The sequence below is a fragment of the Dryocola mayonis genome (genome assembly GCF_051307045.1).
GTDB lineage: Bacteria > Pseudomonadota > Gammaproteobacteria > Enterobacterales > Enterobacteriaceae > Dryocola.
Genome location: NZ_CP150452.1, coordinates 2,095,684 through 2,120,384, shown reverse-complemented (window position 1 = coordinate 2,120,384; position 24,701 = coordinate 2,095,684). Strand labels below are relative to the sequence as shown.

At 55.1% G+C, this 24,701-nt stretch carries 26 protein-coding genes; 15 read left to right on the top strand and 11 right to left on the bottom strand.

The features are described from left to right. Positions 1–108: 108 nt before the first annotated feature. Positions 109–1,305, bottom strand: coding sequence for a sugar transporter (locus WLO32_RS10305; protein ID WP_435948211.1), 1,197 nt, complete (start codon positions 1,303–1,305; stop codon positions 109–111). Positions 1,306–1,507: 202 nt separating this feature from the next. Between WLO32_RS10305 and WLO32_RS10300 the strand changes: the two genes are divergently transcribed. Next, entirely contained in the window at positions 1,508–2,299 is a 792-nt protein-coding gene (locus WLO32_RS10300) for a PhzF family phenazine biosynthesis protein (protein ID WP_435948210.1), read from the top strand. A gap of 35 nt (positions 2,300–2,334) precedes the next feature. Here the strand turns inward: WLO32_RS10300 and WLO32_RS10295 are convergent, their stop codons facing one another. Together WLO32_RS10295 and ptrR are read right to left on the bottom strand one after the other, a co-directional pair. Then, complete coding sequence (locus tag WLO32_RS10295) at positions 2,335–3,279, bottom strand: L-lactate dehydrogenase (RefSeq protein WP_435948209.1); 945 nt, start codon at positions 3,277–3,279, stop codon at positions 2,335–2,337. Between the two features lie 69 nt (positions 3,280–3,348). Then, complete coding sequence (gene ptrR / locus WLO32_RS10290) at positions 3,349–4,239, bottom strand: putrescine utilization regulator PtrR (RefSeq protein ID WP_435948208.1); 891 nt, start codon at positions 4,237–4,239, stop codon at positions 3,349–3,351. 101 nt (positions 4,240–4,340) lie between these two features. Between ptrR and WLO32_RS10285 the strand changes: the two genes are divergently transcribed. The 7 genes from WLO32_RS10285 (at position 4,341) to WLO32_RS10255 (ending at position 12,407) form a co-directional block, all read left to right on the top strand. After that, positions 4,341–5,732, top strand: coding sequence for an aldehyde dehydrogenase family protein (locus tag WLO32_RS10285; RefSeq protein WP_435948207.1), 1,392 nt, complete (start codon positions 4,341–4,343; stop codon positions 5,730–5,732). A 111-nt stretch (positions 5,733–5,843) separates the two neighbouring features. Continuing rightward, entirely contained in the window at positions 5,844–7,466 is a 1,623-nt protein-coding gene (locus tag WLO32_RS10280) for a methyl-accepting chemotaxis protein (RefSeq protein ID WP_435948206.1), read from the top strand. A 105-nt stretch (positions 7,467–7,571) separates the two neighbouring features. Then, positions 7,572–8,078 carry a DUF1003 domain-containing protein gene (locus WLO32_RS10275; protein ID WP_435948205.1) on the top strand — a complete coding sequence of 169 codons (507 nt, stop codon included), beginning with the start codon at positions 7,572–7,574 and terminating at the stop codon, positions 8,076–8,078. 97 nt (positions 8,079–8,175) lie between these two features. After that, the gene (glsB, locus tag WLO32_RS10270; protein WP_435948204.1) at positions 8,176–9,102 is read left to right on the top strand and encodes a glutaminase B; all 927 of its coding nucleotides are present in this window, start codon (positions 8,176–8,178) and stop codon (positions 9,100–9,102) included. A gap of 126 nt (positions 9,103–9,228) precedes the next feature. Further along, positions 9,229–9,753 carry a GNAT family N-acetyltransferase gene (locus WLO32_RS10265; RefSeq protein ID WP_435948203.1) on the top strand — a complete coding sequence of 175 codons (525 nt, stop codon included), beginning with the start codon at positions 9,229–9,231 and terminating at the stop codon, positions 9,751–9,753. A 217-nt stretch (positions 9,754–9,970) separates the two neighbouring features. Continuing rightward, a complete protein-coding gene (locus WLO32_RS10260) occupies positions 9,971–11,422 on the top strand; it encodes a tagaturonate reductase (RefSeq protein ID WP_435948202.1) in 1,452 nt (483 codons plus the stop codon). A gap of 49 nt (positions 11,423–11,471) precedes the next feature. Then, the gene (locus WLO32_RS10255; protein WP_435948201.1) at positions 11,472–12,407 is read left to right on the top strand and encodes a zinc-dependent alcohol dehydrogenase family protein; all 936 of its coding nucleotides are present in this window, start codon (positions 11,472–11,474) and stop codon (positions 12,405–12,407) included. Between the two features lie 21 nt (positions 12,408–12,428). Here the strand turns inward: WLO32_RS10255 and dsbG are convergent, their stop codons facing one another. The 4 genes from dsbG to WLO32_RS10235 form a co-directional block, all read right to left on the bottom strand. After that, positions 12,429–13,196: a thiol:disulfide interchange protein DsbG gene (dsbG, locus tag WLO32_RS10250; protein ID WP_435948200.1), complete on the bottom strand. Its 768-nt coding sequence runs from the start codon at positions 13,194–13,196 to the stop codon at positions 12,429–12,431. Positions 13,197–13,214: 18 nt separating this feature from the next. Continuing rightward, positions 13,215–14,189, bottom strand: a complete 975-nt coding sequence (locus WLO32_RS10245) for an MDR family oxidoreductase (RefSeq protein WP_435948199.1) — start codon at positions 14,187–14,189, stop codon at positions 13,215–13,217. Positions 14,190–14,218: 29 nt separating this feature from the next. Continuing rightward, a complete protein-coding gene (acuR, locus tag WLO32_RS10240; RefSeq protein WP_435948198.1) occupies positions 14,219–14,845 on the bottom strand; it encodes an acrylate utilization transcriptional regulator AcuR in 627 nt (208 codons plus the stop codon). 159 nt (positions 14,846–15,004) lie between these two features. Beyond that, positions 15,005–15,466 (bottom strand): lysozyme inhibitor LprI family protein, encoded by a 462-nt coding sequence (locus tag WLO32_RS10235; protein ID WP_435948197.1) that lies wholly within the window; start codon positions 15,464–15,466, stop codon positions 15,005–15,007. A 282-nt stretch (positions 15,467–15,748) separates the two neighbouring features. Here WLO32_RS10235 and WLO32_RS10230 point away from each other — a divergent pair, with 282 nt between their 5' ends. The 3 genes from WLO32_RS10230 (at position 15,749) to WLO32_RS10220 (ending at position 17,110) form a co-directional block, all read left to right on the top strand. Further along, positions 15,749–16,228 (top strand): GNAT family N-acetyltransferase, encoded by a 480-nt coding sequence (locus WLO32_RS10230; RefSeq protein WP_435948196.1) that lies wholly within the window; start codon positions 15,749–15,751, stop codon positions 16,226–16,228. A 70-nt stretch (positions 16,229–16,298) separates the two neighbouring features. Continuing rightward, positions 16,299–16,592 (top strand): VF530 family DNA-binding protein, encoded by a 294-nt coding sequence (locus WLO32_RS10225; RefSeq protein WP_435948195.1) that lies wholly within the window; start codon positions 16,299–16,301, stop codon positions 16,590–16,592. Next, positions 16,553–17,110 (top strand): GNAT family N-acetyltransferase, encoded by a 558-nt coding sequence (locus tag WLO32_RS10220; RefSeq protein ID WP_435948194.1) that lies wholly within the window; start codon positions 16,553–16,555, stop codon positions 17,108–17,110. The genes WLO32_RS10225 and WLO32_RS10220 overlap by 40 nt, the downstream gene beginning before the upstream one ends. A gap of 323 nt (positions 17,111–17,433) precedes the next feature. Here WLO32_RS10220 and WLO32_RS10215 read toward each other — a convergent pair whose 3' ends face one another. Together WLO32_RS10215 and WLO32_RS10210 are read right to left on the bottom strand one after the other, a co-directional pair. Beyond that, a complete protein-coding gene (locus WLO32_RS10215) occupies positions 17,434–18,408 on the bottom strand; it encodes an alpha/beta hydrolase fold domain-containing protein (RefSeq protein ID WP_435948193.1) in 975 nt (324 codons plus the stop codon). 79 nt (positions 18,409–18,487) lie between these two features. After that, positions 18,488–19,327, bottom strand: coding sequence for an SDR family oxidoreductase (locus WLO32_RS10210; protein WP_435948192.1), 840 nt, complete (start codon positions 19,325–19,327; stop codon positions 18,488–18,490). Positions 19,328–19,634: 307 nt separating this feature from the next. Here WLO32_RS10210 and WLO32_RS10205 point away from each other — a divergent pair, with 307 nt between their 5' ends. Both WLO32_RS10205 and WLO32_RS10200 read left to right on the top strand, forming a co-directional pair. After that, positions 19,635–20,048 (top strand): winged helix-turn-helix transcriptional regulator, encoded by a 414-nt coding sequence (locus WLO32_RS10205; protein WP_435948191.1) that lies wholly within the window; start codon positions 19,635–19,637, stop codon positions 20,046–20,048. A 209-nt stretch (positions 20,049–20,257) separates the two neighbouring features. Continuing rightward, positions 20,258–21,559, top strand: coding sequence for a glycoside hydrolase family 10 protein (locus WLO32_RS10200; protein WP_435948281.1), 1,302 nt, complete (start codon positions 20,258–20,260; stop codon positions 21,557–21,559). A gap of 33 nt (positions 21,560–21,592) precedes the next feature. On the opposite strand, the gene WLO32_RS10195 is transcribed toward WLO32_RS10200, so the two are convergent. Continuing rightward, positions 21,593–22,324, bottom strand: a complete 732-nt coding sequence (locus tag WLO32_RS10195; RefSeq protein ID WP_435948190.1) for a MerR family transcriptional regulator — start codon at positions 22,322–22,324, stop codon at positions 21,593–21,595. A gap of 79 nt (positions 22,325–22,403) precedes the next feature. After that, positions 22,404–23,630 carry a diguanylate phosphodiesterase gene (locus WLO32_RS10190; protein WP_435948189.1) on the bottom strand — a complete coding sequence of 409 codons (1,227 nt, stop codon included), beginning with the start codon at positions 23,628–23,630 and terminating at the stop codon, positions 22,404–22,406. Positions 23,631–23,974: 344 nt separating this feature from the next. Between WLO32_RS10190 and ycgZ the strand changes: the two genes are divergently transcribed. Beyond that, on the top strand, positions 23,975–24,214 hold the full coding sequence (gene ycgZ, locus WLO32_RS10185) for a regulatory protein YcgZ (RefSeq protein ID WP_435948188.1): 240 nt from the start codon (positions 23,975–23,977) through the stop codon (positions 24,212–24,214). 271 nt (positions 24,215–24,485) lie between these two features. Next, positions 24,486–24,689: a hypothetical protein gene (locus WLO32_RS10180; RefSeq protein ID WP_435948187.1), complete on the top strand. Its 204-nt coding sequence runs from the start codon at positions 24,486–24,488 to the stop codon at positions 24,687–24,689. Positions 24,690–24,701: the final 12 nt, after the last annotated feature.

Below are 24,701 nucleotides of genomic sequence, written 5' to 3'. Positions count from 1 at the left end.
ACTCCGTTAAATTTTAACGGCTTACAATTTAATCCAGACCTGGAACGCGTGCTTTAGCCCGATGAGCTACGGCCATTGCCACGGTTAACGGCGGCGTGAATACCGCCGTTAACCGTGATGAGGCTGCTCTTCAAGCGCGACCGGCCAGCGGCGGAAAATCAGCACCGACCAAATTAGCGCCGCCAGCGCGGGCACGGCGCCTGCCAGGCCAATGCTGGACATGGAAAAATGCAGGCTGACCTGATTTCCCAGCAGGGCGCCGGCGCCGATCCCGATATTAAAGATGCCTGAGAAGAGCGACATCGCCACGTCGGTGGCATCCGGCGCCAGCGCCAGGACTTTTACCTGCATGCCCAGCCCAATCACCATAATGGCGATCCCCCAGAACATGCTCAACACCGTGAGGTTAACGTTGCTGGTGGAGGCGGGCAGCAGCAGGACCAGGCACAGCACCAGCAGCGTTATCGCGCCGCTTATCAGCGACGAGGCGTATTTGTTACCCAGCCTGCCAAACACAAGGCTGCCCACAATACCGGCGCCGCCCAGAACCAGAAGCAGCAGGGTCGCAAAGTTAGCGCTCAGCCCGGCGACGTTCTGTACAAAGGGTTCTATATAGCTGTAGGCCGTGTAATGCGCCGTGACGACGACCGCCGTCAGCACATAGATGCTGACCAGCGCCGGGCGACGGAACAGCTCGGGCACGCTCGAAAGGGAGCCCGAATGTTCGCTTGGCAGCCTGGGCAGCAGCTTCATCAGGCAGAACAGCGTGATGGTCGCCACCACGCCTATCGCAAAGAAGGTCGTACGCCAGCCGAAGTACTGGCCGACGATGCGGCCCAGCGGCAGCCCTAATACCATCGCCAGCGCGGTGCCCGTCGCGAGCAGGCTCAGCGCCTGCGCTTTTTTACCCGCCGGGGCCATGCGGATAGCCAGCGAGGCGGTAATCGACCAGAAAATAGCGTGGGCAAAGGCGATGCCGATGCGGCTTATCACCAGCACGGTAAAGTTCCAGGCGAGGAAAGAGAGCGCGTGGCTGCCGATAAACAACACGAAGATGCCGATAAGCAACCTGCGGCGCTCCACCTGGCTTGTCAGCAGCATAAACGGCAGCGACATCAACGCCACAACCCAGGCGTAGATGGTGAGCATAATGCCAACCTGCGCGGTTTCCATGCCGAAGCTGCCCGCAATATCCGACAGCAGCCCAACGGGTACGAATTCGGTGGTATTAAAAATAAAAGCCGCGACAGCAAGGGTAACGACCCGCAGCCACGCTGTCCGGCGTGAGACTGTGCTTAGTGTCATAAAATAGTTTCGCGTTGGTGAATGGAAAGTCAGAAGAGGAGGCGATCATAAAACCATCAACCCGGGCATACAACCTATTTTGTGATTTATGTCTCATTTTTTTGCCCGACTGTGAGCGCATAAAAAAACACATGCGGATACCGGGTCTCTCATGGCATGGTAGAGGTCACGCAGCCACCAGTAACAACACGGGATTTATGCTATGCAACCAATTGACTTTTATATGGTAGACGCCTTTGCGGATACCACTTTCGGCGGCAATGCGGCGGCGGTATGTCCGCTCACGGAATGGCTGCCGGACGCCACCTTATTAAAGATGGCAAAGCAGCATAACCAGTCGGAAACGGCTTTCTTTATCACCACCGACGAAGGGTTTGAGCTGCGCTGGTTCACCACCCAGGGCGAGATCAATTTGTGCGGCCATGCGACCCTTGCCGCAGCGCACGTTATCTTCGAATACTTCGATTACGCTGAGACGTCGATTCACTTTTCCACGCATTTTGTCGGCCCGCTTAGCGTTACGCGCAGCGGCGAGTGGCTGACGCTCGATTTCCCGGCGTGGGGCACGGAGCCGGTCATGCCGCTGCCGCTGCTGCTTGAGACGCTGGGCATCAGCGAATGCAAAGAGGTCCGCGTGGCGCGCGATTATATGGTCGTGCTGGAAACCCAGCAGCAGGTCGAGGCGGTGCGGGCGAATATTAACGCCATGATCCCGCTGGAGAAAATGGTCTGTATCACGGCGCCCGGCGAGGGCGAATATGATTTTGTCAGCCGCTTCTTCTGTCCTGGCGAAGCGGTGGCGGAAGATCCGGTCACCGGTTCCGCGCACAGTATGCTGATCCCCTACTGGGCAGAAAAGCTGGGCAAGACGCAGATGCTCGCCCGTCAGGTATCTGAACGCGGAGGGGATTTACGCTGCCAGCTGGCAGGGGATCGCGTGCTGATCGGCGGCAAGGCGGCGACTTACCTGATTGGCAAAGTGCTGCTGCGTTAATAGCTATAAAGCGCCCTTCGGCGGGGCGTTTTTATTTACGGCAAACGCTGAATATTCGCTTTAATCACCGTCAGCGAATGCGCGAACTTCTGCTGCTCGTCCGGGGCAAGCTGGAGTTCGATAATCTGCTGCACGCCGCTTTGCGCCAGCACCGCGGGCACGCCAACCGCCACGTCAGACTCGCCGTACTCCCCGTCCAGGATGCACGAGATCGCCAGCGCCCGGTGGCTGCCGGTGAAGATATTGCGGCAGATTTCGGCGATGGTGCCGGCAACGCCGTACTCGGTGCAGCCCTTGCGGCTGTAAATCTCAAATCCCTGCTTACGTACTTTTTCGGCAAGGCTCGCCATATCCAGCGCCTGACCCGTTTTGCGTTTATACACATCGGCGACCGGCGAGCCGTACACCGACGAATGCGACCAGACCGGGAACTGGGTGTCACCGTGCTCGCCGAGAATAAACGCGTCAATGCTTTGCGCGCCGATGTCCAGCGCCTCGGCCAGCGCGCGGCGCAGGCGCGTTGTATCCAGCCAGACGCCGGTGCCGATCACCTGACTGCGCGGCAAGCCGGAGAGTTTCCACACCTGGTAAGTGATGATGTCGCAGGGGTTGGTGGCAATCAGAAAGATGCCGTTGAAGCCGCTGCTCATCATGTCCGGAACAATTTTCGCCACGATGCGCGCGGTATTGGTCAGCTCATCAAGACGGGTCTGGCCGGGTTTCAGCGCGCCGCCGGAGACGGCGATAACCGCGATGTCTACATCCGCGCAGTCGCGGGATTCGCGGGTGCTGATTTTCATCATGCCGGGCATATAGGCCGCGGCGTCCGCTAAATCCTGGCAGTGGCCTTCGACGCGCTGCTTGTCCAGGTCCACGAGGATCAGCTCTTCGCAGATATTCTGGTTGAGCAATGCATAGGCCGCGGACGCGCCGACGTTTCCCGTGCCGATAATCATGACTTTGCGAGCTTTGGTATTCATTAGTGGCTCCGGCCTGCGAGTTATTTTCTGCTTTGTGAGTAAATTACACCGAAGCCGGAAAGGGAAAAATCAGTTTTTTTCCGCCGCCTGCTCATCAAGCGTAACGGCCCGATCCAGCAAGCTCATAAACGCATCCAGCTGGCGGGTTTTCGCGCCGCGCCGCCAGATAAGCCAGGTTTTCAGGTAGCGCCAGTCGGGCGACAGGGGCCAGGCGCTCGCCTGATGGCTGCCGGGCATGCTCTCAAGCATGCTGCGCGGCATCAGGGCCAGGCCCGCGCCGGCAATGACGCAGGCCAGCATGCCGTGGTAGGACTCCATTTCATGGATTTTCCCCGGAATCGCCTGGCCGTGATGAAACCAGCTTTCAAAGTGCCGGCGGTAGGAGCAGTTCGCCCGGAAGGCGTAAAGATTTGCGCCGTTGACCTGCTGCGGATCGGTTATCGGAGCGTGATCGGCCGGCGCTACGATCACCATTTCTTCTTCGTAGACGGCTAGTCCTTCCAGCGCGGGGTGCAGCACCGGCCCGTCGACGAAAGCAGCCGACAGCCTTCCTTCCAGCACGCCGTCTATCTGATCGCCGGACGGCCCGGTGGAAAGCGAAAGCTGTATTTTAGGATACCGTTGATTAAAAGCCGCCAGCAGGCCGGGAATGCGCACCGCGGCGGTACTTTCCAGCGAACCCAGCGCCAGCATGCCCTGCGGCTCATGACCGGAAACGACCATTCTCGCCTCGTCCACCAGCTCAAGGATGCGTTTGCTGTACTGCAGAAAGCTGTGGCCGGCGGGGGCGAGTTTCAGACGCTGGTTTTCACGGATAAACAGGTCGACGCCCAGATCCGCCTCAAGCTGCTTAATGCGCGTGGTGAGATTAGACGGCACGCGGTGCACCTTCAGGGCGGCGGCGTTGATGCTGCCGGTTTCCGCTACGGTGGTGAACATCTCAAGCTGAACAAGATCCATGATTCATTCTCATTTTGTGAATAACTGACTCAACATTATTCATTTTCCATCACTTCACCGCAAGCGTAGGGTAATTACACATTCTTTAATGAGGCGACACCATGCATTCTGTTACCGCGCAAACCCACGCGATCTCTGTTAACCCGGCGACCGGCCAGCAGCTCGCCGCCTATCCTTATGCGTCAGACGCCCAGCTGGATGCGGCGCTGGTGCGGAACCACAGCGCTTTTGCAGCCTGGCGGCAGGTGCCGGTTATGCAGCGCGCGCAAAAACTCCGGGATCTGGCCACGGTACTACGCGCTAATGCCGAAGCTGTGGCACAGACGATCGCCGCTGAGATGGGCAAACCTGTCGTGCAGGCGCGGGCGGAGGTCGCGAAGTCGGCCAGCCTGTGCGACTGGTATGCGGAGCACGGCCCGGCGATGCTGGACACCGAATCCACGCAGGTAGAAGAGAACAAGGCGGTAATTGAATACCGTCCGCTGGGGCCGATTCTTGCGGTAATGCCGTGGAACTTCCCGCTGTGGCAGGTGCTGCGCGGGGCGGTTCCCGTGCTGCTGGCGGGCAACAGCTACGTGCTTAAGCATGCGCCGAACGTCATGGGCTGCGCGTTGCTTATCGAAGAGCTGTTTATTAAAGCGGATTTCCCGGCGGGCCTGTTTGAAGTCATCAACGTGACGCCCGCAGGCGTGAGCCGGGCGATAAAGGATCCGCATATTGCCGCCATCACCGTGACCGGCAGCGGACGAGCCGGCGCCGCAATTGGCGCGCAGGCAGGAGCGGCGTTGAAAAAATGCGTGCTGGAGCTTGGCGGTTCCGATCCTTTTATCGTGCTTAACGACGCGGACCTGGATGAGGCCGTAAAAGCGGCGGTAGCCGGGCGTTTTCAGAACACCGGCCAGGTCTGCGCCGCGGCGAAACGATTTATCATCGAGGAGGGCGTTGCCCCGGCGTTCACCGAAAAGTTTCTTGCGGCCACGCAGCAGTTAAAAACAGGGGATCCTACTCTTGAGTCGACGCAGGTCGGGCCGATGGCGCGCTACGATCTGCGCGACGAGCTTCATCAACAGGTGACAACGTCACTTAAAGAGGGCGCTACGCTGCTGGCAGGCGGCGAGAAACTGGTCGGAGAGGGCAACTATTACGCGCCGACGGTGCTGGGTAATGTAACCCGGGAAATGACGGCGTTCCGCCAGGAGCTGTTCGGCCCGGTCGCGGCGATTAGCGTGGCCCGGAATGCCGAACATGCGCTTGAGCTGGCCAACGACAGCGAGTTTGGGCTTTCCGCCACCCTCTTTACCGCGGACGGCGATCTGGCCTGCGAGATGGCCGCACGCCTGGAATGCGGCGGCGTATTTATCAACGGCTACAGCGCCAGCGACCCGCGCGTGGCGTTTGGCGGCGTGAAAAAAAGCGGCTTTGGGCGCGAGCTTTCTCATTTTGGCCTGCATGAGTTTTGCAACGCGCAGACCGTGTGGAAAGATCGCCGATAATACCGCCGGGTGGATGACGGCCCGCGTCATTCACCCTTTCATAAATCTGAAATGGTTCTGTCATTTTCGCCAGCTACACTCGGCATCCTCAATGTGTTACTGAAGAAAATCATGAACATAAGTAAAATTTTCAGGGCAGGGAAGCCAGCCAGCCGGTCCTTTGGGCTCCTGAGCGGCGTTGTCTGCGTTATCGCGCTGTTTTCCGTTTTACAAATCATGTCGACCTTTCTCCTGTCCGCTATTTTGCGCGATACCCAGCGCGATGTTCTCGCAAGCGATCGGCGGCACGAACAGCAGGTATTTATGGATAAAGCGCGCAGCTCGCTGCTGATGGCAAGCGATCTGTTAAACCGGGCCGGCATCTATTTTCTGCAGGATAAAGAAACGGGCTCCGTGGGCAGCTGGAACAGCCTGCTGGACGAGGCGCAGGAAGCGCTCAAAGCTTCGGCCGCTGATTTTAACCGCTACCAACGGCTGCGCGACGCTAACAGCGAGGGGGAAAAGCAGCACAGCGAAGCGCTGGTCGGCAGCTACAGGCTATTTTTTGACGGCCTGAAAGAGCAGGCGGACGGCCTTGCGCAAAGCAGCGCCATCGACGCCTTTTTCGCCGTTCCGGTGCAGGCGTTTCAAAGCGATTTTAACGAGCGCTACGCCAGTTTCCAGAATGAAAACGAGCAGCAGACTCGTGCGGCCAGCGGCTCGCTGCTGCGGAGTCTCGGCCACGCTCAGAATATGTTTATCGCCGCGCTGGGCGTATTGATGCTGGTAGCGCTCGGCGTCTGGCTGGCCGTGACGCGCTGGGTTATCAGGCCGCTCAGCGAGGTGATCGCCCATATTGATGTCCTTGCCGCAGGCGATCTTTCACGCGCGCCGCCTGTACAAACGCACGTGAACCGGGAAGTGAATCAGCTGGGCGGCAGCGTGGTGGCGATGCAGCAGGGGCTGCAGCATCTGGTTGAGGAAGTACGGGACGCCGCCGCGACGATGGCGCTGAACATCAACCAGCTGGCGGAAGGGAACCAGAAGCTGTTCAGCCAGTCCACGCGGCAGGAGCAGGAGCTGCAGAGCGTGACCAGCCACATCACCGAGCTGGGTTCGCGTGTAAAGGAGAACAGCGACTATGCACGGCTTGCGAACCTTCGCGCCGACGAGGCCCGTGAAATCGCCGCCGGCGGCGACCGGATGATGCAAACGGTGAATGACTCGATGCAGGCTATCGTTACGCAGTCCTCCGAGATGCGCGGCATCGTGGCGATGATTGACGGCGTGGCGTTTCAGACCAATATCCTGGCGCTTAACGCCGCCATTGAGGCGGCGCATGCGGGCAACCACGGAAGAGGGTTTGCGGTGGTGGCCAAAGAAGTCGGGCTGCTGGCGCAAAAGAGCAGCCGGTCCACGCGTAATATCCAGGCCCTGATCAACGACGCCGTGCAGGGGGTTGAGCAAGGTTCGGACGCGGTAACGGTGCTGGAGACAAATCTGCAGAAGGTCATCGCCGTGGTGAATAAACTCAGCGGCCTGCTAAGTGAAATCTCCGCCGCCACGCTCAATCAGGGAGAGAGCGTGCACCACGTAACGAAACGTATTGCCGCGCTTAATGAAGTGGCGACGCAAACCAACCGGCTGATCCGCGAAACCTCTGGTTCATCAAGGCTTCTGCGCGACGAATCATCTCGCCTGGAAAGCGCGGTGGCGCGCTTTAATCTGCCGGCGCCGCAGCGTTACACATTGTAAAACTTTATCGAGGATATTAACGGCGTCGCGGCGCCGTATTCCTGTCGGTTTTACCCTTTTTATACCATGCTTTATTCACCCTCTATTTGCTGTGAATGCAACATCATGGACATAGAATCACGTCGTCAACTCAGTGAATTACGCAGGCAGGGCAAGCGGGAACGCGAGGAGCTGCTCGCCGATCCTGCGGATTGTGAACCGGAAACTACCTTCGGGCAGCGAATGGCGGATGTGATAACCGGCGGTATCGCCACCTGGACTTTTATCCTGGCGCAAACCGCCATTATTATCGTCTGGACCACCTACAATCTGCTCTCCAGGAAAAGCGGCTTTGACCCTTATCCGTTCGTATTATTAAACCTGTTTCTCTCATTCCAGGCGGCTTATACCGCGCCGGCTATTATGATGAGCCAGAAACGGCAGAATATTAACGACAGCCGCCGCACGGAAATGGAATCCAACGTTAACGTTAAAACCGATCTTGAACTCTATGCGCTGCATGAAAAAATCGATGCGATAAAAGATAAGGACATCGCTGAATTAAAAAACTGCGTTAACGAACTGCTCGAAGAATTAAGAAAGGTACGCCCACCCACGGCCAACAGCGCCTGACGGTCTCTTACGCCATCCCTGGCCCGTTTTCACCTGCCTGCGAGCGATACTCTGATATAATCCGGGACCTTAAGCCCCCGCCGCTCAGGAGATTGTGGTGCCAGGTTTGTTGGATAATCCATTGCTGGAAGAGATTCTGGCGCAGGTCAGACCGCTTATCGGTCAGGGTAAAGTTGCGGATTATATTCCCGCGCTGGCGGAAGTCCCCGCCGATAAGCTAGGCATAGCCGTCTGTACCGTTAACGGCGAAACGTTCTGCGCCGGCGACGCGCAGGAGCGTTTTTCTATCCAGTCTATCTCGAAAGTGCTGAGCCTTGTGCTGGCGATGGGCCGCTACGAAGAAGATGAAATCTGGCGGCGGGTGGGAAAAGAGCCTTCCGGTCAGCCCTTCAATTCGCTGGTGCAGCTGGAGCTTGAACAGGGCAAGCCCCGCAACCCCTTTATCAATGCCGGCGCGCTGGTGGTGTGCGACATGCTGCAAACGCGCCTGAGCGCGCCGAGGCAGCGCATGCTTGAAGTGGTGCGCCTGCTCGCCGACAAAACGGATCTGGCTTACGATACGCGGGTTGCGAAATCGGAGTTTGAGCACTCCGCCCGCAATGCGGCCATCGCCTGGCTGATGAAGTCGTTCGGTAACTTTGATAATGACGTCATCACCGTTCTGCAAAACTATTTCCATTATTGCGCGCTGAAGATGAGCTGCCTTGAGCTGGCTAAAACCTTTCTTTTTCTGGCCAATCAGGGGCGCGCGCTACAGCTTGATGAGCCTGTTATCAGCGCCCGGCAAACGCGTCAGATAAACGCCCTGATGGCGACAAGCGGAATGTACGACGGGGCCGGCGAATTCGCCTTCCGCGTTGGCATGCCGGGCAAATCGGGCGTCGGCGGCGGGATTATTGCCATCGTGCCGCACGAGATGTCGATTGCCGTCTGGTGTCCGGAGCTGGACGCCTCAGGGAACTCTCTGGCCGGCACCGCCGCGCTGGAGATTCTTGCGCAGCGCATCGGCCGCTCTATTTTTTAAGGCGGCCGGCTATCTGCCGCAATCGGCCATACCAGCGCTATAAGTATTTCCTCTGGCGCGCCTTATTGACGTCTTTTCGCAGGTCAGCCAGATTACAGAGCACTCTGGTGCTCTGGATCCTACAAAATGTCCGATTTTTTTATCCGTCCGCTGCCTTTTTCTGAATTTGACTCCCGCCTTGCTGAACTCAATGAAGTACTGATCGGCTGCGTGGCGGACGGCGCTTCGGTGAGCTTTATGCATCCGCTCTCCGGCGAGAAAGCCGCGAGTTTCTGGCAGGGCGTTGCCCGCGGCGTAGCAAAGCAGCAGCGCGTGGTTCTGGTCGCCGAAAATGAGCTTCAGCAGATAGTGGGCACCGTGCAGCTGATTCTCGACCAGCCGGAAAACCAGCCTCATCGCGCCGACGTGGCGAAGCTGCTGGTTCACCCGCGCGCCCGTCGTCGCGGCGTCGCACAGCGGTTGATGCAGCGGCTGGAGGCCTGCGCTCAGGAAGCCGGAAAATCCGTGCTGGTGCTGGATACCGCAACCGGAAGCGATGCGGAGATTTTCTACCGCCAGCTTGGCTGGATACGGGTAGGGGATCTGCCTAAGTACGCCCTGATGCCTGACGGCGCGTTCTGCTCAACCACTTTCTATTTCAAACATCTTTAGTTATTCAGAAGAAAGAGCGCCGGTTAACGGACGGCGAGGCTCTTCTGAACTGACCTGTCAGGTGAAAAACTTGGTATACATCTCATGCCGGGAACGCCTTAATTGGTATAACAACTTTCCTTGATCAAAACGGGGTTTCACCTTTTTTCCTTCTGCTAGTGTTGACGGGACCTGATTGCTGGTTCGTCACCTCTGATGCTAACGAAGGAACATAACAGTGAATACGCTAAACCGTCATGATTTTCCCGGCGCGCAATATCCCTCTCGTATTATCCAGTTCGGAGAAGGCAACTTTTTACGCGCCTTTATCGGCTGGCAGATAGATTTACTTAATGAGCACACGGATCTTAATGCCGGTATTGAGATTGTACGCCCCATCGACAGCGCTTTTCCGCCGTCGCTATCAACCCAGGACGGCCTTTACACCACCATTATTCGCGGCCTGAACGAGCAGGGCGAAGCCGTCAGCGACGCGCGTCTTATCCGTTCGGTCAATCGCGAAATCAACGTTTATCAGGACTATGACGAGTTTTTGCAACTTGCGCATAACCCGGATATTCGCTTCGTGTTTTCGAATACCACCGAAGCGGGCATCAGCTACCACGCGGGCGATAAGTTTGAAGATAAGCCGGCGGCAAGCTATCCGGCCAAACTGACCCGTTTGCTGTTCGAACGTTTCTGCCGCTTTGATGGCGCAGCCGACAAAGGATGGGTGATCGTTCCCTGCGAGCTTATTGATTACAACGGCGAAGCGCTGCGGGAGCTGGTGTTGCGCTATGCGCAGGAGTGGGCGCTGCCGACGACCTTTAGCCAATGGCTGCAGGAAGCCAATACCTTCTGCTCCACGCTTGTCGACCGCATCGTTACCGGCTACCCGCGCGACGAGGCCGCCGCTATTGAAGCGCAGCTTGGCTATAAGGATGCTTTCCTGGACACCGCGGAGCACTTCTACCTGTTTGTTATTCAGGGCCCCGCCTGGCTGGCAAAAGAGCTGCGCCTCGATCGTTATCCGCGTAACGTGCTTATCGTCGATGACATTAAGCCCTATAAGGCGCGCAAGGTCGCTATTCTGAACGGCGCCCATACGGCTCTGGTGCCGGTTGCCTGGCTTGCGGGTCTGAACACCGTCGGCGAGGCGATGAAAGATGCGGAAGTTTGCCGCTTTGTGGAGCAAACCATCAGCGAAGAGATCATCCCGGTGCTGGATTTACCCCGCGACGAACTGCTGTCGTTTGCCCGGGCCGTCACCAGCCGGTTCCGCAACCCCTACATTCAGCATCAGCTTTTATCCATCGCGCTAAACGGCATGACCAAATTCCGCACGCGTATTCTGCCGCAGCTTTTAGCGGGCCTTGAAGCCACCGGCAAACTGCCGCCGCGCCTGACGTTCGCTCTTGCCGCGCTGATTGCGTTTTATCAGGGCGAGCGTAACGGCGAAAGCTATCCGCTGCAGGACGACGAGCGCTGGCTGGTGCTTTATCAACAGCTGTGGGCGGATCTGCGCGACCAGCAAATTAATATGCAGCAGCTGGCGCACAGGGTGTTAAGCGACAGCAGCCACTGGGAGCTGGACCTGACCCAGGTGCCGGGCTTAGTCGACCGGGTCGCTGAGGAACTGCTGCTGATTCAAAGCCGGGGCATGCGCGCGGCGCTGGCTCGTTACCGCTGATTTTTACATGTTATAGTGCCTGTCATTTGGTCTGGCAGGCGCTGTACGCATGGAAAATTCCGCCCTCTGGTTTCGCAAATTCGGCCAGCCCGAACGGGTGCTGGCCCTCGAAAATGCCGCTTTAACGCCGCGCGCCGCGGGTAAACTTCGCGTGCAAATGCTTTATTCCCCCGTTAACCCCTCCGATCTTATTCCCGTTACCGGCGCTTATCGCCATCGTGTTGTTCCGCCTCGCGTTGCCGGCTATGAAGGCGTGGGGGTGGTGGCCGGCGCCGACGATCCGGCGTTAATTGGCCTGCGGGTGTTGCCTTTGCGAGGCGAGGGAACCTGGCAGCGCTGGCTGGACTGCGATCCCCTGTGGGCGGTGCCCGTACCTGATGCCGTGCCCGACGTTCTTGCCGCGCGCGGTTATATCAATCCGTTAGCGGCCTACGTGATGCTCAGAAAGTGGCCGGTGCGCGGAAAAAAGGTATTGCTGAGCGCCGCAACATCTTCCTGCGCGGGGCTACTGGCGCAGTGGGCGATAAGCCAGGGAGCGCAAGCGGTGTTCGGAGTTTATCGCCCGCAAAATCAAAGCGCGGCGCCTGATCTGGACGGGATTATTCCCGTCAGCATTGACGATACAAGCGGGCTGCGGCTGGCCGCCGGGCAGGCTGACGTTGTCTTCGACGCCGTTGGCGGCGAGCTGGCAACGGCTTTGCTGCTGCATATGCGGCCGGGCACGGAGTTTGTTTCATACGGCCTGCTCAGCGGCAGGCTTTATCAGCTAACGGGCGGAAGCATTCATCCGCAGCGCTTCCATCTGCGCGATACGCTCGCCGTCACCGCGCCCGATGAGTGGCAGCGGTGGTTTATTGATTTGTGGAAGATGCTAGCGGTAAGCCGGCTGCCGGAAGTACGCTTGTTTCCGCTGGAAAACTGGCGCGAGGCTTTAGAAGCGTTTGCCGTTCCCGGAAGGCGCGGCAAACCGATGCTGAGGATGTAGCGCCCGAAAGGGCGCATTATCTTAAGGCTTATCGCCCATAATCGCCTGCAGGGCCTCGTCGTCCGGCAGACCCTGATGCTGCTGAAGGCGACCGTCTTTATTGAGATAATAAATAGAAGGGGTGGCGCTGCCGCCCAGCTCATCCATCAGCGCCAGGTTGTTTTTCAGCGCTTCGGTAATTTGCGGGGTGACGGCCGCAGGGGCCGTGAGCGCCATTTTTCCCTGGCTGTTTTCATAATCCGCCAGGGTTTTCACCGGGTCCCTGGCCATCATGATTGCCGCCGCCTTTTGGGCGCTGTCCGGACGCAGCATGCCGACCATCAGCACCCGCAGCTGTACCTTGCCCGAGGCCAGCCAGGGCTGCGCCTGGTGCCAGAACTGGGTGCAGTACGGGCAGTAGGGATCGGCAAAGGCATAGACGATATGCGGCGCATCCGCTTTACCCGCTGCTATCCAGCGGTTTTTTTCCAGCTTCTGCCACATCTCTTTGGCCATCGGGGCGTAAACCCACTTTTCGACCTGCTCATCGCTAAGGTTCCTGCCGGATGCGTCGACTAAATTGCCCATAATCGCATGCTGCTTATCAGGGGTCAGATAGACGGTGGTGCCTTGCCCCTGGTACTGCATGGCATAGCCCTGAAGATCGCCCGGCGCTTTAAATTCGCCTTTAAGCTCAAAGCCCTGCTTTTGCAAAGCTGCAATCGGGGCAGGAAGCGTGGGTTCCGCCGCCGTCACGGAGGCGGCGGCGAGAAGCGTGAGAGGTAAAACCCAGCCTGCTGCAGTTTTCATTAGTCGTCCTTAGCCCGGTTAACGGATTTTGACCAGCGTTCGTCCCTGGATTGCGTTGTTCAGAAACGCCCCGGCAACCGCAGGCGCTTCTTCGAGCGAAATTTCCGTTGCCGCATCTGCATAGAAGCTTTCCGGCAGCACTTCCGCCAGTCTTTGCCATGCCGCGGTACGGCGGGCAAGAGGAGCGCTGACAGAGTCCACGCCCTGCAGGCGAACGTTACGTAAAATAAACGGCATAACGGTAGTCGGCAGTTCGAAACCGCCGGCCAGGCCACAGGCCGCCACGCAGCCGGAATAATTTATCTGCGCCAACACTTTCGCCAGCACCGCGCCGCCAACCGTATCTACTGCGCCTGCCCAGAGCTGTTTTTCCAGCGGACGGGTTTGCGCAAAATCGCTGCGCGGAACAATCCGGGCGGCGCCAAGCTTTTGCAGGTAATCGTGCGTGCTTTCACGGCCCGTTACGGCGGCAACCTGGTAACCAAGCGCATGGAGCAAGGCTACCGCGGTGCTGCCCACGCCGCCGCTTGCGCCTGTCACTACCACTTCTCCTGATTCGGGCGTCACGCCTGCTTCTTCAAGAGCCATCACGCACAGCATTGCTGTCAGGCCGGCGGTGCCGATAATCATCGCCTTGCGGGCGGTTAAACCCGCGGGAAGAGGGACCAGCCAGTCGCCCTTCACCTGCGCCTGTTCCGCCAGGCCGCCCCAGTGGTTTTCTCCCACGCCCCAGCCGGTTAAGACAACCTGCTGGCCCGCGCTGAAGCGCTCGTCGTTGCTGTGGTTCACTACGCCTGCGAAATCAATCCCCGGCACCATCGGGAAGTTGCGAATAATTTTGCCTTTTCCGGTAATCGCCAGCGCGTCTTTATAATTGAGCCCGGACCAGTCGACATCAACCAGCACCTCATCGGGGCCCGCAGCGGGAAGCGCGGTTTGTTTTACGCTTGCCAGGGTTTTACCTTCGGCCTGCTCAAGAACTATCGCTTTCATTATTTATCCTCGTTAATCATTAAATGGCGTTAGCAGATATTGGCTTGCAGGGCGCGTTTGAAAAACGCCCAGAAATCATCCAGCGGTTCCGTGCTGCAATAGAGCTTTGCGCGCATGACCGCGCCTTCCCAGCCCGTCCAGAAAGTGATGGCCAGTTCAGGGGCAGGCCGCGTGTCCGCGATCTCGCCGCAGCTGATGGCTTCCTGCAGGCAGCGGGCAATGCGCGTTTGCCAGTCATAAAGGACAGACCTGAGCACTTCGGCAAAGGTGTCCGGCAGCAGCGGCGATTCCTGCAATAAATTGCCGACCAGGCATCCGCGCGTGAAGTTAAAACGCGCCATGCCAGCGCCCGCGGAACGCACGAAGTCATCAATGCGGGCAAGGGGAGACAGGTTATCGTTTAGCAGATGCTTATCGAGCTTTTGCGCAAAGTAGACCTGATAGGCCGCAAGCACGGCCAGGCCAAAGGCTTCTTTGTTGGTGAAGTAGTGGTAGAAGGAGCCTTTCGGCACGCCGACAGTTTTGACGACGCTATCAATGCCTGTAGAGAGAAAGCCGCTTTCGGTGACCATCGCCACGCCGGCGCGGATCAGCGCTTCACGGGTATCCGTAAACTCTCTGTCTCTTCTTGGGGGCCGTCCCCGACGGGGTTTCATCACTGCAGCGTCTGTCATCAGAATTTAGACCGATCGTTTTTTAATTGCCATTACCCTATGCCTGTTTGGCTAAGCAATCAATATTGCGCCGCAAAAGTTGCAGAATAGTTTGATTTCGCTCAGTTTAAGGAGGTGGACTATTCCCCTGGAGGCAGACCTTCAGCCATCTGAAAGAGCGGGATGCACCATCCTGATTTCCTCTATGCGCCTTTTTCCCATGTTGATCTGGCAGCTTAATGCTATTAATCCATAACCATTAATTCCTTCAGCCCCTGTGCTGGCTGCCTTACAATAGTCCTGACGATACTTAAGCCATAACGCCTGACTATGGATAAAAGATTTCTTCATCTCTTCACGTTGCTCTTGTTCCCCCATCCACCATTGGCTGTAATCGTAATTTGAAATTTCTTTTAATTTATCCTGATAGATGTCATTCAATTCTTTTTCTGTTCGCTTACTTAACGAGCTCAGGCATTCACTATTAATATCACCATTTTTTTCTGCGCAGGCATCCACATCCTTGTTTTTGATAATGGTCGATGAATTTAATTGGCCATGGCAATTCATAGTCGAAAAGGATAAAACTATGCCAAAGATGGACTGTGAAAAATATTTACTCATTTACCTAAGCTCCTCAACCTTATTTCATTTCTGCGTCTATTGTCCTTACATCATCGGGATAATTGGAACCACAAATTCAGGTTGAATGGTTTTTAGGAAATTTGCCCGGGGTTTTATCCTGGTTTTGTTCAGAATATTCAGCATGCCTTCATCGTTCATCGAGCGCGGGGTTGCAAGAACCATTACCGTTTGGCTAAGCAGTCAATAATGCGCCGTGGGAGTTGCAGAATAGTTTAATTTCGCTCAGTTTAAGGAGGTGGACTATTCCCCTGGAGGCAGAGCATGAAAGTCAGGCTGGCATCACCCCATGAGGCGCACGCGCTGTGGAATATCCGCAACCAGGCGATAAGATACGGCTGTCGCGAAAGCTATACGGCAGAGACGATCGCGGCCTGGACGCCTGAAGCAATGCCCGCAACTTTTCCCCGCGCCGTGGCGAATAATCCTTTCTTCGTCGTAGACGCTCCCACAAACCACAGGCCCGCTGCTACCGGCTTTCTGGATCTGGCCTCCGGTTCGGTAGAGGCCGTCTTCACGCTGCCGGCATTTTTAGGGCAGGGGATGGCCAGCAGGATTTTGCAGGCGATAAAAGAAGAGGCGATAAAACGAGGGTTCACCCAGCTAACCCTTTCATCAACGCCGAACGCCTACACGTTTTATGAAAGAAACGGCTTTACCCTTATTCAGGAGGCGCTTTATCCGTCATCTTTGGCTGGAACCAGCCTGCGCTGTATGGAGATGGTTTGCGTACTGGATGACTAATCCGCTTATTGCACAAGGCTTTTAGAGTCAGTAAGGTGTGCGCAATTTCTCAAGTATCGCAGGAAAAAACATGACCACACATTCCTCAAAAGATCCGCTGCACGGCGTTACTCTTGAAGCATTGCTGACCGATCTGGTGGCTAAATACGGGTGGGCAGAACTGGCGAAGCGTATCAACATTAACTGTTTTAAAAGCGATCCGAGCATCAAATCCAGCCTGAAATTCCTGCGCCGCACGCCCTGGGCGCGCAAGGAAGTGGAAGAACTTTATATTGATTCTCTGTCAGACAAATCCGCGCCAAAAGAGCCGCCAGCCGATAACCCATGGGCAAACTGGCAGGGCAAAAAGAACCAGCAGTCGTGAAAATACGAAAAACTAATGAAAAAGACATTGAGCGTTTAGCTGCAATTGAACGCTCGGCGGATCGCGCCTTTTTAAGCTTACCGACGCTGGCCTGGGTGGCTAACGACGGGGTAATGCCGGTTGAAACTCACCGGAGATTGATTGCTGAGGGATTTTCCATCGTCGCGGTTGATCAGGATGATACGCCCGTCGGATTTCTTAGCGCAGAATGTAAAGATGGCGAGATGCACATCCTCGGGCTGGCTGTTGAGCAAGGCTGTCAGGGTCAGGGAGTCGGTACACAATTGCTTTCCCGGGCGATTGAAGATGCAAAACAGGAACACAGGCAAGCCATAACGCTGACTACATTCCGGGATGTAGCCTGGAACCAGGGATTTTATGAACGAAATGGATTTAAGGTGCTAGACAAAGATGAACTGTCTGCGCAGCTAAAAGAAATTCTGCTCCATGAAATAGAACATGGCTTCCTGGCTGAAACACGCTGTGCAATGCAGCTTAGTCTGCCGAAGCCAATTTGATTGAGCGACGATCGTTGAAAGGCGCAGGAGGCTGCATCCAAAGTGAAAATCATCGTTATGCGAGCCGACATGAGGATTGCTGTATGAGCACAACCAACGTGGGCAAATCCTTAGCGCAGCCAGATATGATGACCTTGGTGCGCATAATGTATATTATGTTAAATAGCATATCCTGATAAGTAGCTTCATAAAGCCAACCCTCGCTTATAGCCTTCTCCTCTGTAACAATGAAAAGTATCAATGCGTTCTGAGTTTCCATCAACCTCGCCACAGGTTAAGACTCTGAACCTCTCCCGTATTCGGGGATACGGGAGATAATCGATTTAACGCTTCAGCTTTTTCTCAAGAAACTGGAAAACTTTATCTAAATTCTCTTTCGCCTCAAATTCGGCTGTGCCGTGTCCTGCGCCCTGAAGCTGAACGTAGGCAACATTATCTTCACCAATCATAGCTTGTAACGCTGCGGCAAAATTTTCGCTTTGTTGGGTTGGCACGATGGGATCTTCCGTACCATTCATCAGAAAAAATGGAACGGTATCCTTGGAAATATAGCTCTGCGGATTAGCAAATTTTACTAAATGGGGAATTTTACTGATTTGCACACCCATATATTGTGATTCCCCCGAGTCCGCGGCATTGTGAATTTGCAATGACTTTTTACCGCTGGCTTTGAATTGAGCATCCATCGCACTAAAGTCGGTCGGGCCAAAGAAGCTGACGACTGCATTCACGCGGCTACTTTGCTCTGCATTGCCCTGGGTTAAATCTTCCAGCGCAGGATTGCCTGTCGTTGTGCCAAGCATTGAGGCTAAATTGGCCCCTGCTGAATCCCCCCACGCCACCACCTGGTTAGCATCTAAGCCATATTTTTCCGCGTTCGCTTTGACAAAACGCACCGCAGCTTTCACATCGTACACTGCCGCGGGGAAAGCCGCCTCGCCCGCCAGCCGGTAGTTGATCGACACTACGGCATAGCCCCGCTTTAGCCCTGTCATTGGGGCGTCTACTTCGCTAGTGCGTTTATCGCCTGAAATAAAACCGCCGCCGTGAATGGCGACGATCACCGGATATGGCGCTTTGCCTTTGTTGGGCAGGTAGATATCTAATTTTTGTGCGTTCGACTGGTTGGCATAAGGCACATCAAGCCATTTTTGAGTGACGCCATGCGTATTCACCGGTGGCATTTTGCTCATTATTTCACGCAATGAATCCATGTTAGCAGACGGTTCACTAGCCATAACATTCACGCCCCCAAGCGCTAATATTCCAAAGGTAAAAAAGGTCGCGAATTTTTTCATTGTATTGTTTCTCAATTTAGAATCAGCACAAGCCTGCTAAGAAATAAAAAAGGCGTGCAGAACACGCCCCAAAATGGCATTAAAGTGCTGCTTTAACCGCAGTAGCTAAATCCTGCGTTGGGCGACCGAGCAGACGGGAAAGCGTTCTGTCGGTTGAGAATAAGCCCCCTTTTGAGGCATCCACATCTGCCTGAGCAAGTAAGTGCGCCAGGCCTTCTGGCAAACCTGCTTTTAACAGCGCGCTTTCGTAATCTGCGGCGGGAATATCCACATATGGGATCTCTCTACCCGTTTGTTTGCTGATTTCTGCTGCTAATTCCGTAAGGGTGTAGGCGTTGTCTCCGGCCAGTTCGTAAGTTTGGTTATCATGCCCTTCGCCGAATGCAACATTTGCTGCGGCTTCCGCATAATCGGCACGTAATGCGGAGGAAATTTTCCCGTCTTTTGCCGAGCCGTAAAATGCATTTAACGCTAATGCCGGTTGCACAGAAACGGTATAGTTTTCGGTGTACCAGCCGTTACGCAAAATCGTATAAGTGAGTCCTGATGCTTTTAATGCCTGTTCGGTAGCAATGTGTTCACCTGCCAGTAAACCAACGGTATTTCCACTGGTTGCACCGAGTAAGCTGGTGTAGATAATATGCTTCACCCCGGCTTTTTTCGCCGACTCGATCACGTTTTTATGTTGTACTTCACGCTGGCCCACTTCACTACTTGATACCAGAAGAAGCGTATTTACGCCTTGCAGCGCTTCCACTTGCCCTTCCACTTTTGAATAATCAAATGCCCGAGCTTCCGCCCCTGAAATTTTTGCCGGATTACGTACAAGGGCGATTACGTTTGCCCCTTTTTCCTGCAATTTTGCCAGCGCGATTGCACCGAATTGACCTGTTGCACCTGTGACTGCGATAGTTTTCATCACGTTTTCCTTTGAAAAATAAATTGAAACTCAATGATTGCCGAAGCGTTCGGCGGCGATGCGATTAATTATAGGTCAAGACTTACTTTTAGGAAGTACATACAAAAGTGTAAGCATGAGAGTAATTTGCAATTTCCACATAACAGATTGATTTTCAATGAAATAAATTTTATGGGTTTTATAGAAATCGGTTATCTGGTCTTAGAAACAGACCGTTCTGACGGGTTTTTGTGTTTTTAGTTGTAGGCGGGCCCTGAACTCACTAAACTTCTTTTTAGTAAGTGATTATTTTTAATAAGGGTTGAAAATGCACGATCAGTTGAATCAAACCGCGCTGCGCGAGACGATCCCTGAAGAATTTTTCGTAGACGGCAGAATGGTGGGCAATGTGTTGCTTTCACAATGCCCTTCCCGCGAAATTTTGCACCAGATAATGGGCAAATGGGGATTGCTGGTGATGTTAGTACTGAAAAATGGCACCAAACGCTTTGGCGAGCTTCGCCGGGAGGTGCAGGGTGTCAGCGAACGAATGCTGACCCAAACGCTACAGCAGCTTGAAGAAAACAAAATGTTGGTGCGGAAATCCTTCAACACCGTCCCGCCCCACGTTGAATATACCCTCACGCCGCTTGGCGAAGAGGCCGCGAGTAAAATTAAAGAGCTGGTGGATTGGCTGCAGTCCAATATTGGGGATATTCTGGTTAAGAAAATAGCGAAATAGAAAGGCAGTAAATGAGCCCGCACTGCTGCTCCGGATTCAGCGTAACCATCAAGCATATCCGGGGATATAAATACTGGCGCCCGCATTTATCCACGAGCCTGCCCGCCTGGCTTATTGACTAAAATGCGAATAATAAGAGAATGATTCTTTCAGTGCGTCGGTCAGAAAAAACGGAGTCTATCATCAGCTGTTCTTGTCGCTTTTCGCGCATCGCCAAAGTGAAGCAGTCGGGCGCCCTTCTTGCCGCTGCGCTTTTACTTGCCAGCTGCGCCTCTGCGCCGCCGCAGTCGCTTGTTACTCCGCTTCCTCATGGCGTTAAGCCTGCGCCGGGTAAAGCGGCCCGGGATCAGGAAGAGCTGCGCGGCGTCTGGCTGACGACGGTTTCCCGCCTTGACTGGCCGCCCGTAGCGTCAGTTAACGGCGACGGCGCCGCCAGCCGCATTGGCCAGCAGCAAAAAGCGCTGACAGATAAATTAGATAATTTGAAAAGCCTCGGCATCAATACCGTGTTCTTCCAGGTTAAGCCCGATGGCACCGCTATGTGGCCGTCCAAAATTTTGCCGTGGTCAGATATGCTGACCGGCCATATTGGCGAAGATCCAGGTTACGATCCGCTGCAGTTTATGCTCGACGAGGCCCATAAACGCGGCATAAAAGTCCACGCCTGGTTCAATCCCTATCGCGTCTCCGTTAACACCAGGCCTGCCACCGTTGCGGAACTTAATCGTACCCTGACGCTACAGCCGCCCAGCGTGTTCGTGCTGCACCGCGACTGGATACGCACGTCCGGCGAGCGCTTCGTGCTCGACCCGGGTATTCCTGAGGTGCGAGACTGGATAACCAGCATCGTGGCCGAAGTGGTTACGCGCTATCCCGTTGACGGCGTACAGTTTGATGACTACTTCTATACCGAATCACCCGGCTCGGCGATTAATGACGCCCAAACGTTCAGAACCTATGGCGCAGGCTTTAGCGCAAAAGCGGACTGGCGCCGGCACAATACCCAGCAATTAATTGAGCAAGTTTCCCGCACTATCAGGCAGCTGAAACCCGGCGTGGAGTTTGGCGTCAGCCCTGCTGGCGTATGGCGCAACCGCTCGCACGATGCGGCAGGTTCCGATACCCGAGGCGCTGCGGCATATGATGAATCCTATGCCGATACCCGCCGCTGGGTACAGCAGGGTTTGCTGGATTATATCGCCCCGCAGCTGTACTGGCCCTTCGCGCGCGACGCGGCCCGCTATGACGTGCTCGCAAAATGGTGGGCGGAGGTGGTGAAGCCGACAAACACGCGCCTTTATATCGGCGTTGCGCTGTATAAAGTGGGGATGCCATCGAAGAACGAGCCGGACTGGATGATAAACGGCGGCGTGCCGGAGCTAAAAAAACAGCTGGATTTGAACGAGTCGCTGCCGCAAATCAAAGGCACCATTCTGTTCAGAGAGAACTATCTCAATCAGCCGCAGACCCGGGAAGCCGTGGGCTATCTCAAAAGCCGATGGGGAAACTGAACAAGTCCGCATGCCCATCGTTTGCCGTAACGACTAAGCCTGATGGAAAGTGATAGCAAATCCCTGTTCCTGCCAGTGCTCCAGCTGTTCCTGCTGGCGCCGCGATAGCCCTTTACCCGTCCACACAAAGATTTGCTGGCCGGGAAAGAGTTCGGGACGCGGCGAGTCAAGCGGCTCCGCCAGCACATCGATGCGCCAGCCGCGCCGGGAAAGACGCCAGGCTTCGAGCCACAGGCGCGTGCGGTCATCGCTGTCCCAGCCGATGAGCAGCGCGTCTTTGCCTTCTTTATTACGTGAATCGGCAATGCTCAGAACGGCATAATCGATCAGCACGCCATCGAGCATGCTGCACATGGCGCGGGCGGTGTTTTGATCGCGGCTTAGCCGCTGACGAACGGGAATAAAAATATGATCGATTAGCGCGTCAACGGGGCATTCCAGCCCTATTGCGGTAATTTTTTCGCGCAGCTTAGCGGGATGGACAAAGCGCAGCACGGCCATCATATCTTCCTGCAGCGAGGTCCAGTCGTCATGCACCGTAACCTTACTGCCTTCCAGCAGCGCCTTGACCTTGCTAACCGGCACCCCGCTTTTTATCCAGCGCTTAATCTCTTCGATGCGCTGAATGTCTTCCTCATCAAACTGGCGGTGGCCGCCTTCACTGCGCTGGGGCTTAAGCAGCCCGTAACGACGCTGCCAGGCTCGCAGCGTCACGGGGTTAATTGCGCATCGTTCGGCGACTTCGCCGATACTGTAAAAGGCCATTGATTCCCTCACACTTAAAACGTCCGTGTCCAAACTAAACAATCCTGACAGGCTGTACAAATAATTTTATATTGTACAACTAAGCATCGTGCCCTGCTCTCTTTTCGGGCCAGGTCACCGGCGGGATGCCGTTAAAACACGGGCTGGCGAACAGGTGGCCCTGAAACTGCGAAATACCCGCGGACTCCAGCCACATCCACTCTTCCGCCTTCTCGACCCCTACGGCGGAAACCGCTATTTCTAGGGAAGAGCAGCATTTAATGATCGCCTGAATAATAGCCTGGCGGGGGCCGCTTTTATGCACGTCCTGAATCAGGTCACGGTTGATTTTGATTCTGTCGGGCTGAAACTGCGCCAGCAGCAAAAGCCCGGCGAAGCCCGCGCCGAAGTGGTCGATGGCCACGCTTAAGCCTGCGGCTTTCAGCTGCCTTATCGCATCGGTGAACTCGTCAAGGCGCGAGATAACCTCGCTTTCGGTGAACTCAACGATAACCTGCTCCGGCACCAGCCCGTTGGCTTTTATTTCCTGCAGCAGGAAGCTCACCGCGCCGGGAACTTTAACCAGCGTCATCGGAAGCAGGTTCACCGACAGCGTTTGTTCCCTGAGCTTTAACGCGCCGGCCATAGCAAACGCCACCTTCTTGCTTCTGAGATCGGCCTCGTAGAGTTCGTTGCCGGTTAATCCCGCGAAACAGGCCTGCGGCGACTGGCCGTCGGGCGTACGGAGCAAGGCCTCAAGGGAGACAATTTGCTGGGCGAACGGGTCGATAATCGGCTGAAAGGCAAAGCTGCAGTCCGCCTGGTTATCGGCAATCAGGGTTTGCGCGCTTTTTGCGCCGTCGTCGGCAACAAAGTCCCATGAGTCGCCGGGCGGAATTTCAAAATAGTTTTCTTTTTCCGTCGATTCCACGAAGGTGCGGAAGAAACGCAGCGCGCGATCGTTATAGATTAGCTGATACTTAGAGGTGCCTTTATCAAGCACCGCCTGCAGCACTTCATCCCTGTCATGCTCTCTTAAATCAAAGAGTTCCATCCCCGTCTTGCCAAATCGCCGTGCCGGCGCGTAGTCGCACAGCAGCTCGACCACGTTATAGTGGCGCGGATCTTTGCAAATCTGACGGTAAATTTTAAAAACGTTCTCTTCCGGCCCTTCGAGCAGCTGGAAGAAATGCGCGCCGTTGAACAGTAAAATTCCTGTTATATCAGCCTGCTCATTTGTTTTATTTGCTGTAGCGACCATTTCTACAAGCGATTTGACCGGAACGTTGTCGCAGATATGGCTGCGATAAATGATGGTTGTGAGCATGTTTTTTCCGAAGAATGGGCGTCCAGCGGCAACCTTAGCAGACGCACGTTTATACGTCCTGTGAAACCGCATCAGAAATTAACAAATATTCTACAAGGCAGCGCCTTACCCTGCGGCCGCACGGGCAAAACGATTGCATATCAAACTTCCTGTCGCCGTTCTTGTACAAGATTCCGAAAAAAAGCCTCTACATTTGAACAATATAAGCCTTTGATATAAAACAAATAGCACTTTTTGATCAAAGTATATGGCCTATTTGTACACCTTCTTATGTACAAGTTTTTAATATTTGTATAGCTTTAGTCACAACTTTACTGATTACAACGACTTTACAGGAGTGACATATGCACCAGAACGGTTACCTTCCGGATACAGCGAATGCCATTACCCGCTATTTCAATAAAGCCGCCCTGCCTTCCCAGCAGGAAACCCTGGGACAAATTGTGGTGGAGATCCTGAGCGACGGCCGCAGCCTGAACCGCAAGGCCATCTGTACCAAACTGCTTCGTCGCGTCGAACAGGCATCCGACCAGCAGGAAGAAAACCATTACCACACGCTGATTGGTCTGCTGTTTGAACGCTAAGATCGGACAGATTACGGCGACAAGGACAGATGACCTGGGTTAATTCTGGCGGGAGAAATATTTCAGGCCGGTAAATGCCTGGCAACCTTAAGCTGACTTCCTTCACCGGAGGACTGACTTTATGCCGCTTTTCCATTCCGGGACGGTGCGGCGCTTAGAGACGCAGTTATGAACAGAAGTGATGATGAATACCTGACAGATATTGTTATCGGAGAGGCCCGCCCTTTCTTTGCTGCACGAACGTGGGCCAGTCAGCACCCAGGCGCTCATCGTGAGGCTGCAGAGCATGGAGGCTACGGAACCCGATCCTTCGCGACGCGCGGCAATTGCCAACGTTATTGCTGATATCAGTAACAACAATATGGCATCCATGATTCGCACCACGCGTGAACGCAAGAAGCGTCCGGGTAACAAGGACAACGTGTATCCATTGTTTGCTAATAATCAGCAGCCAGGCGCCGGCAAAAAGCACTGACTGCCCCACTTA

Coding starts and splice junctions, on each gene's coding strand:
- WLO32_RS10280 (WP_435948206.1), top strand. CDS start 5,844: ATGAACATAAGTAAAATTTTCAGGGCAGGGAAGCCAGCCAGCCGGTCC.
- WLO32_RS10195 (WP_435948190.1), bottom strand. CDS start 22,324: ATGGCCTTTTACAGTATCGGCGAAGTCGCCGAACGATGCGCAATTAAC.
- WLO32_RS10305 (WP_435948211.1), bottom strand. CDS start 1,305: ATGACACTAAGCACAGTCTCACGCCGGACAGCGTGGCTGCGGGTCGTT.
- dsbG (WP_435948200.1), bottom strand. CDS start 13,196: ATGAAAACTGCAGCAGGCTGGGTTTTACCTCTCACGCTTCTCGCCGCC.
- acuR (WP_435948198.1), bottom strand. CDS start 14,845: ATGAAACCCCGTCGGGGACGGCCCCCAAGAAGAGACAGAGAGTTTACG.
- WLO32_RS10220 (WP_435948194.1), top strand. CDS start 16,553: ATGGGCAAACTGGCAGGGCAAAAAGAACCAGCAGTCGTGAAAATACGA.
- WLO32_RS10235 (WP_435948197.1), bottom strand. CDS start 15,466: ATGAGTAAATATTTTTCACAGTCCATCTTTGGCATAGTTTTATCCTTT.
- WLO32_RS10210 (WP_435948192.1), bottom strand. CDS start 19,327: ATGAAAACTATCGCAGTCACAGGTGCAACAGGTCAATTCGGTGCAATC.
- WLO32_RS10300 (WP_435948210.1), top strand. CDS start 1,508: ATGCAACCAATTGACTTTTATATGGTAGACGCCTTTGCGGATACCACT.
- ptrR (WP_435948208.1), bottom strand. CDS start 4,239: ATGGATCTTGTTCAGCTTGAGATGTTCACCACCGTAGCGGAAACCGGC.
- WLO32_RS10230 (WP_435948196.1), top strand. CDS start 15,749: ATGAAAGTCAGGCTGGCATCACCCCATGAGGCGCACGCGCTGTGGAAT.
- WLO32_RS10225 (WP_435948195.1), top strand. CDS start 16,299: ATGACCACACATTCCTCAAAAGATCCGCTGCACGGCGTTACTCTTGAA.
- ycgZ (WP_435948188.1), top strand. CDS start 23,975: ATGCACCAGAACGGTTACCTTCCGGATACAGCGAATGCCATTACCCGC.
- WLO32_RS10295 (WP_435948209.1), bottom strand. CDS start 3,279: ATGAATACCAAAGCTCGCAAAGTCATGATTATCGGCACGGGAAACGTC.
- WLO32_RS10190 (WP_435948189.1), bottom strand. CDS start 23,630: ATGCTCACAACCATCATTTATCGCAGCCATATCTGCGACAACGTTCCG.
- WLO32_RS10245 (WP_435948199.1), bottom strand. CDS start 14,189: ATGAAAGCGATAGTTCTTGAGCAGGCCGAAGGTAAAACCCTGGCAAGC.
- WLO32_RS10265 (WP_435948203.1), top strand. CDS start 9,229: ATGTCCGATTTTTTTATCCGTCCGCTGCCTTTTTCTGAATTTGACTCC.
- WLO32_RS10205 (WP_435948191.1), top strand. CDS start 19,635: ATGCACGATCAGTTGAATCAAACCGCGCTGCGCGAGACGATCCCTGAA.
- WLO32_RS10275 (WP_435948205.1), top strand. CDS start 7,572: ATGGACATAGAATCACGTCGTCAACTCAGTGAATTACGCAGGCAGGGC.
- WLO32_RS10255 (WP_435948201.1), top strand. CDS start 11,472: ATGGAAAATTCCGCCCTCTGGTTTCGCAAATTCGGCCAGCCCGAACGG.
- WLO32_RS10215 (WP_435948193.1), bottom strand. CDS start 18,408: ATGAAAAAATTCGCGACCTTTTTTACCTTTGGAATATTAGCGCTTGGG.
- WLO32_RS10285 (WP_435948207.1), top strand. CDS start 4,341: ATGCATTCTGTTACCGCGCAAACCCACGCGATCTCTGTTAACCCGGCG.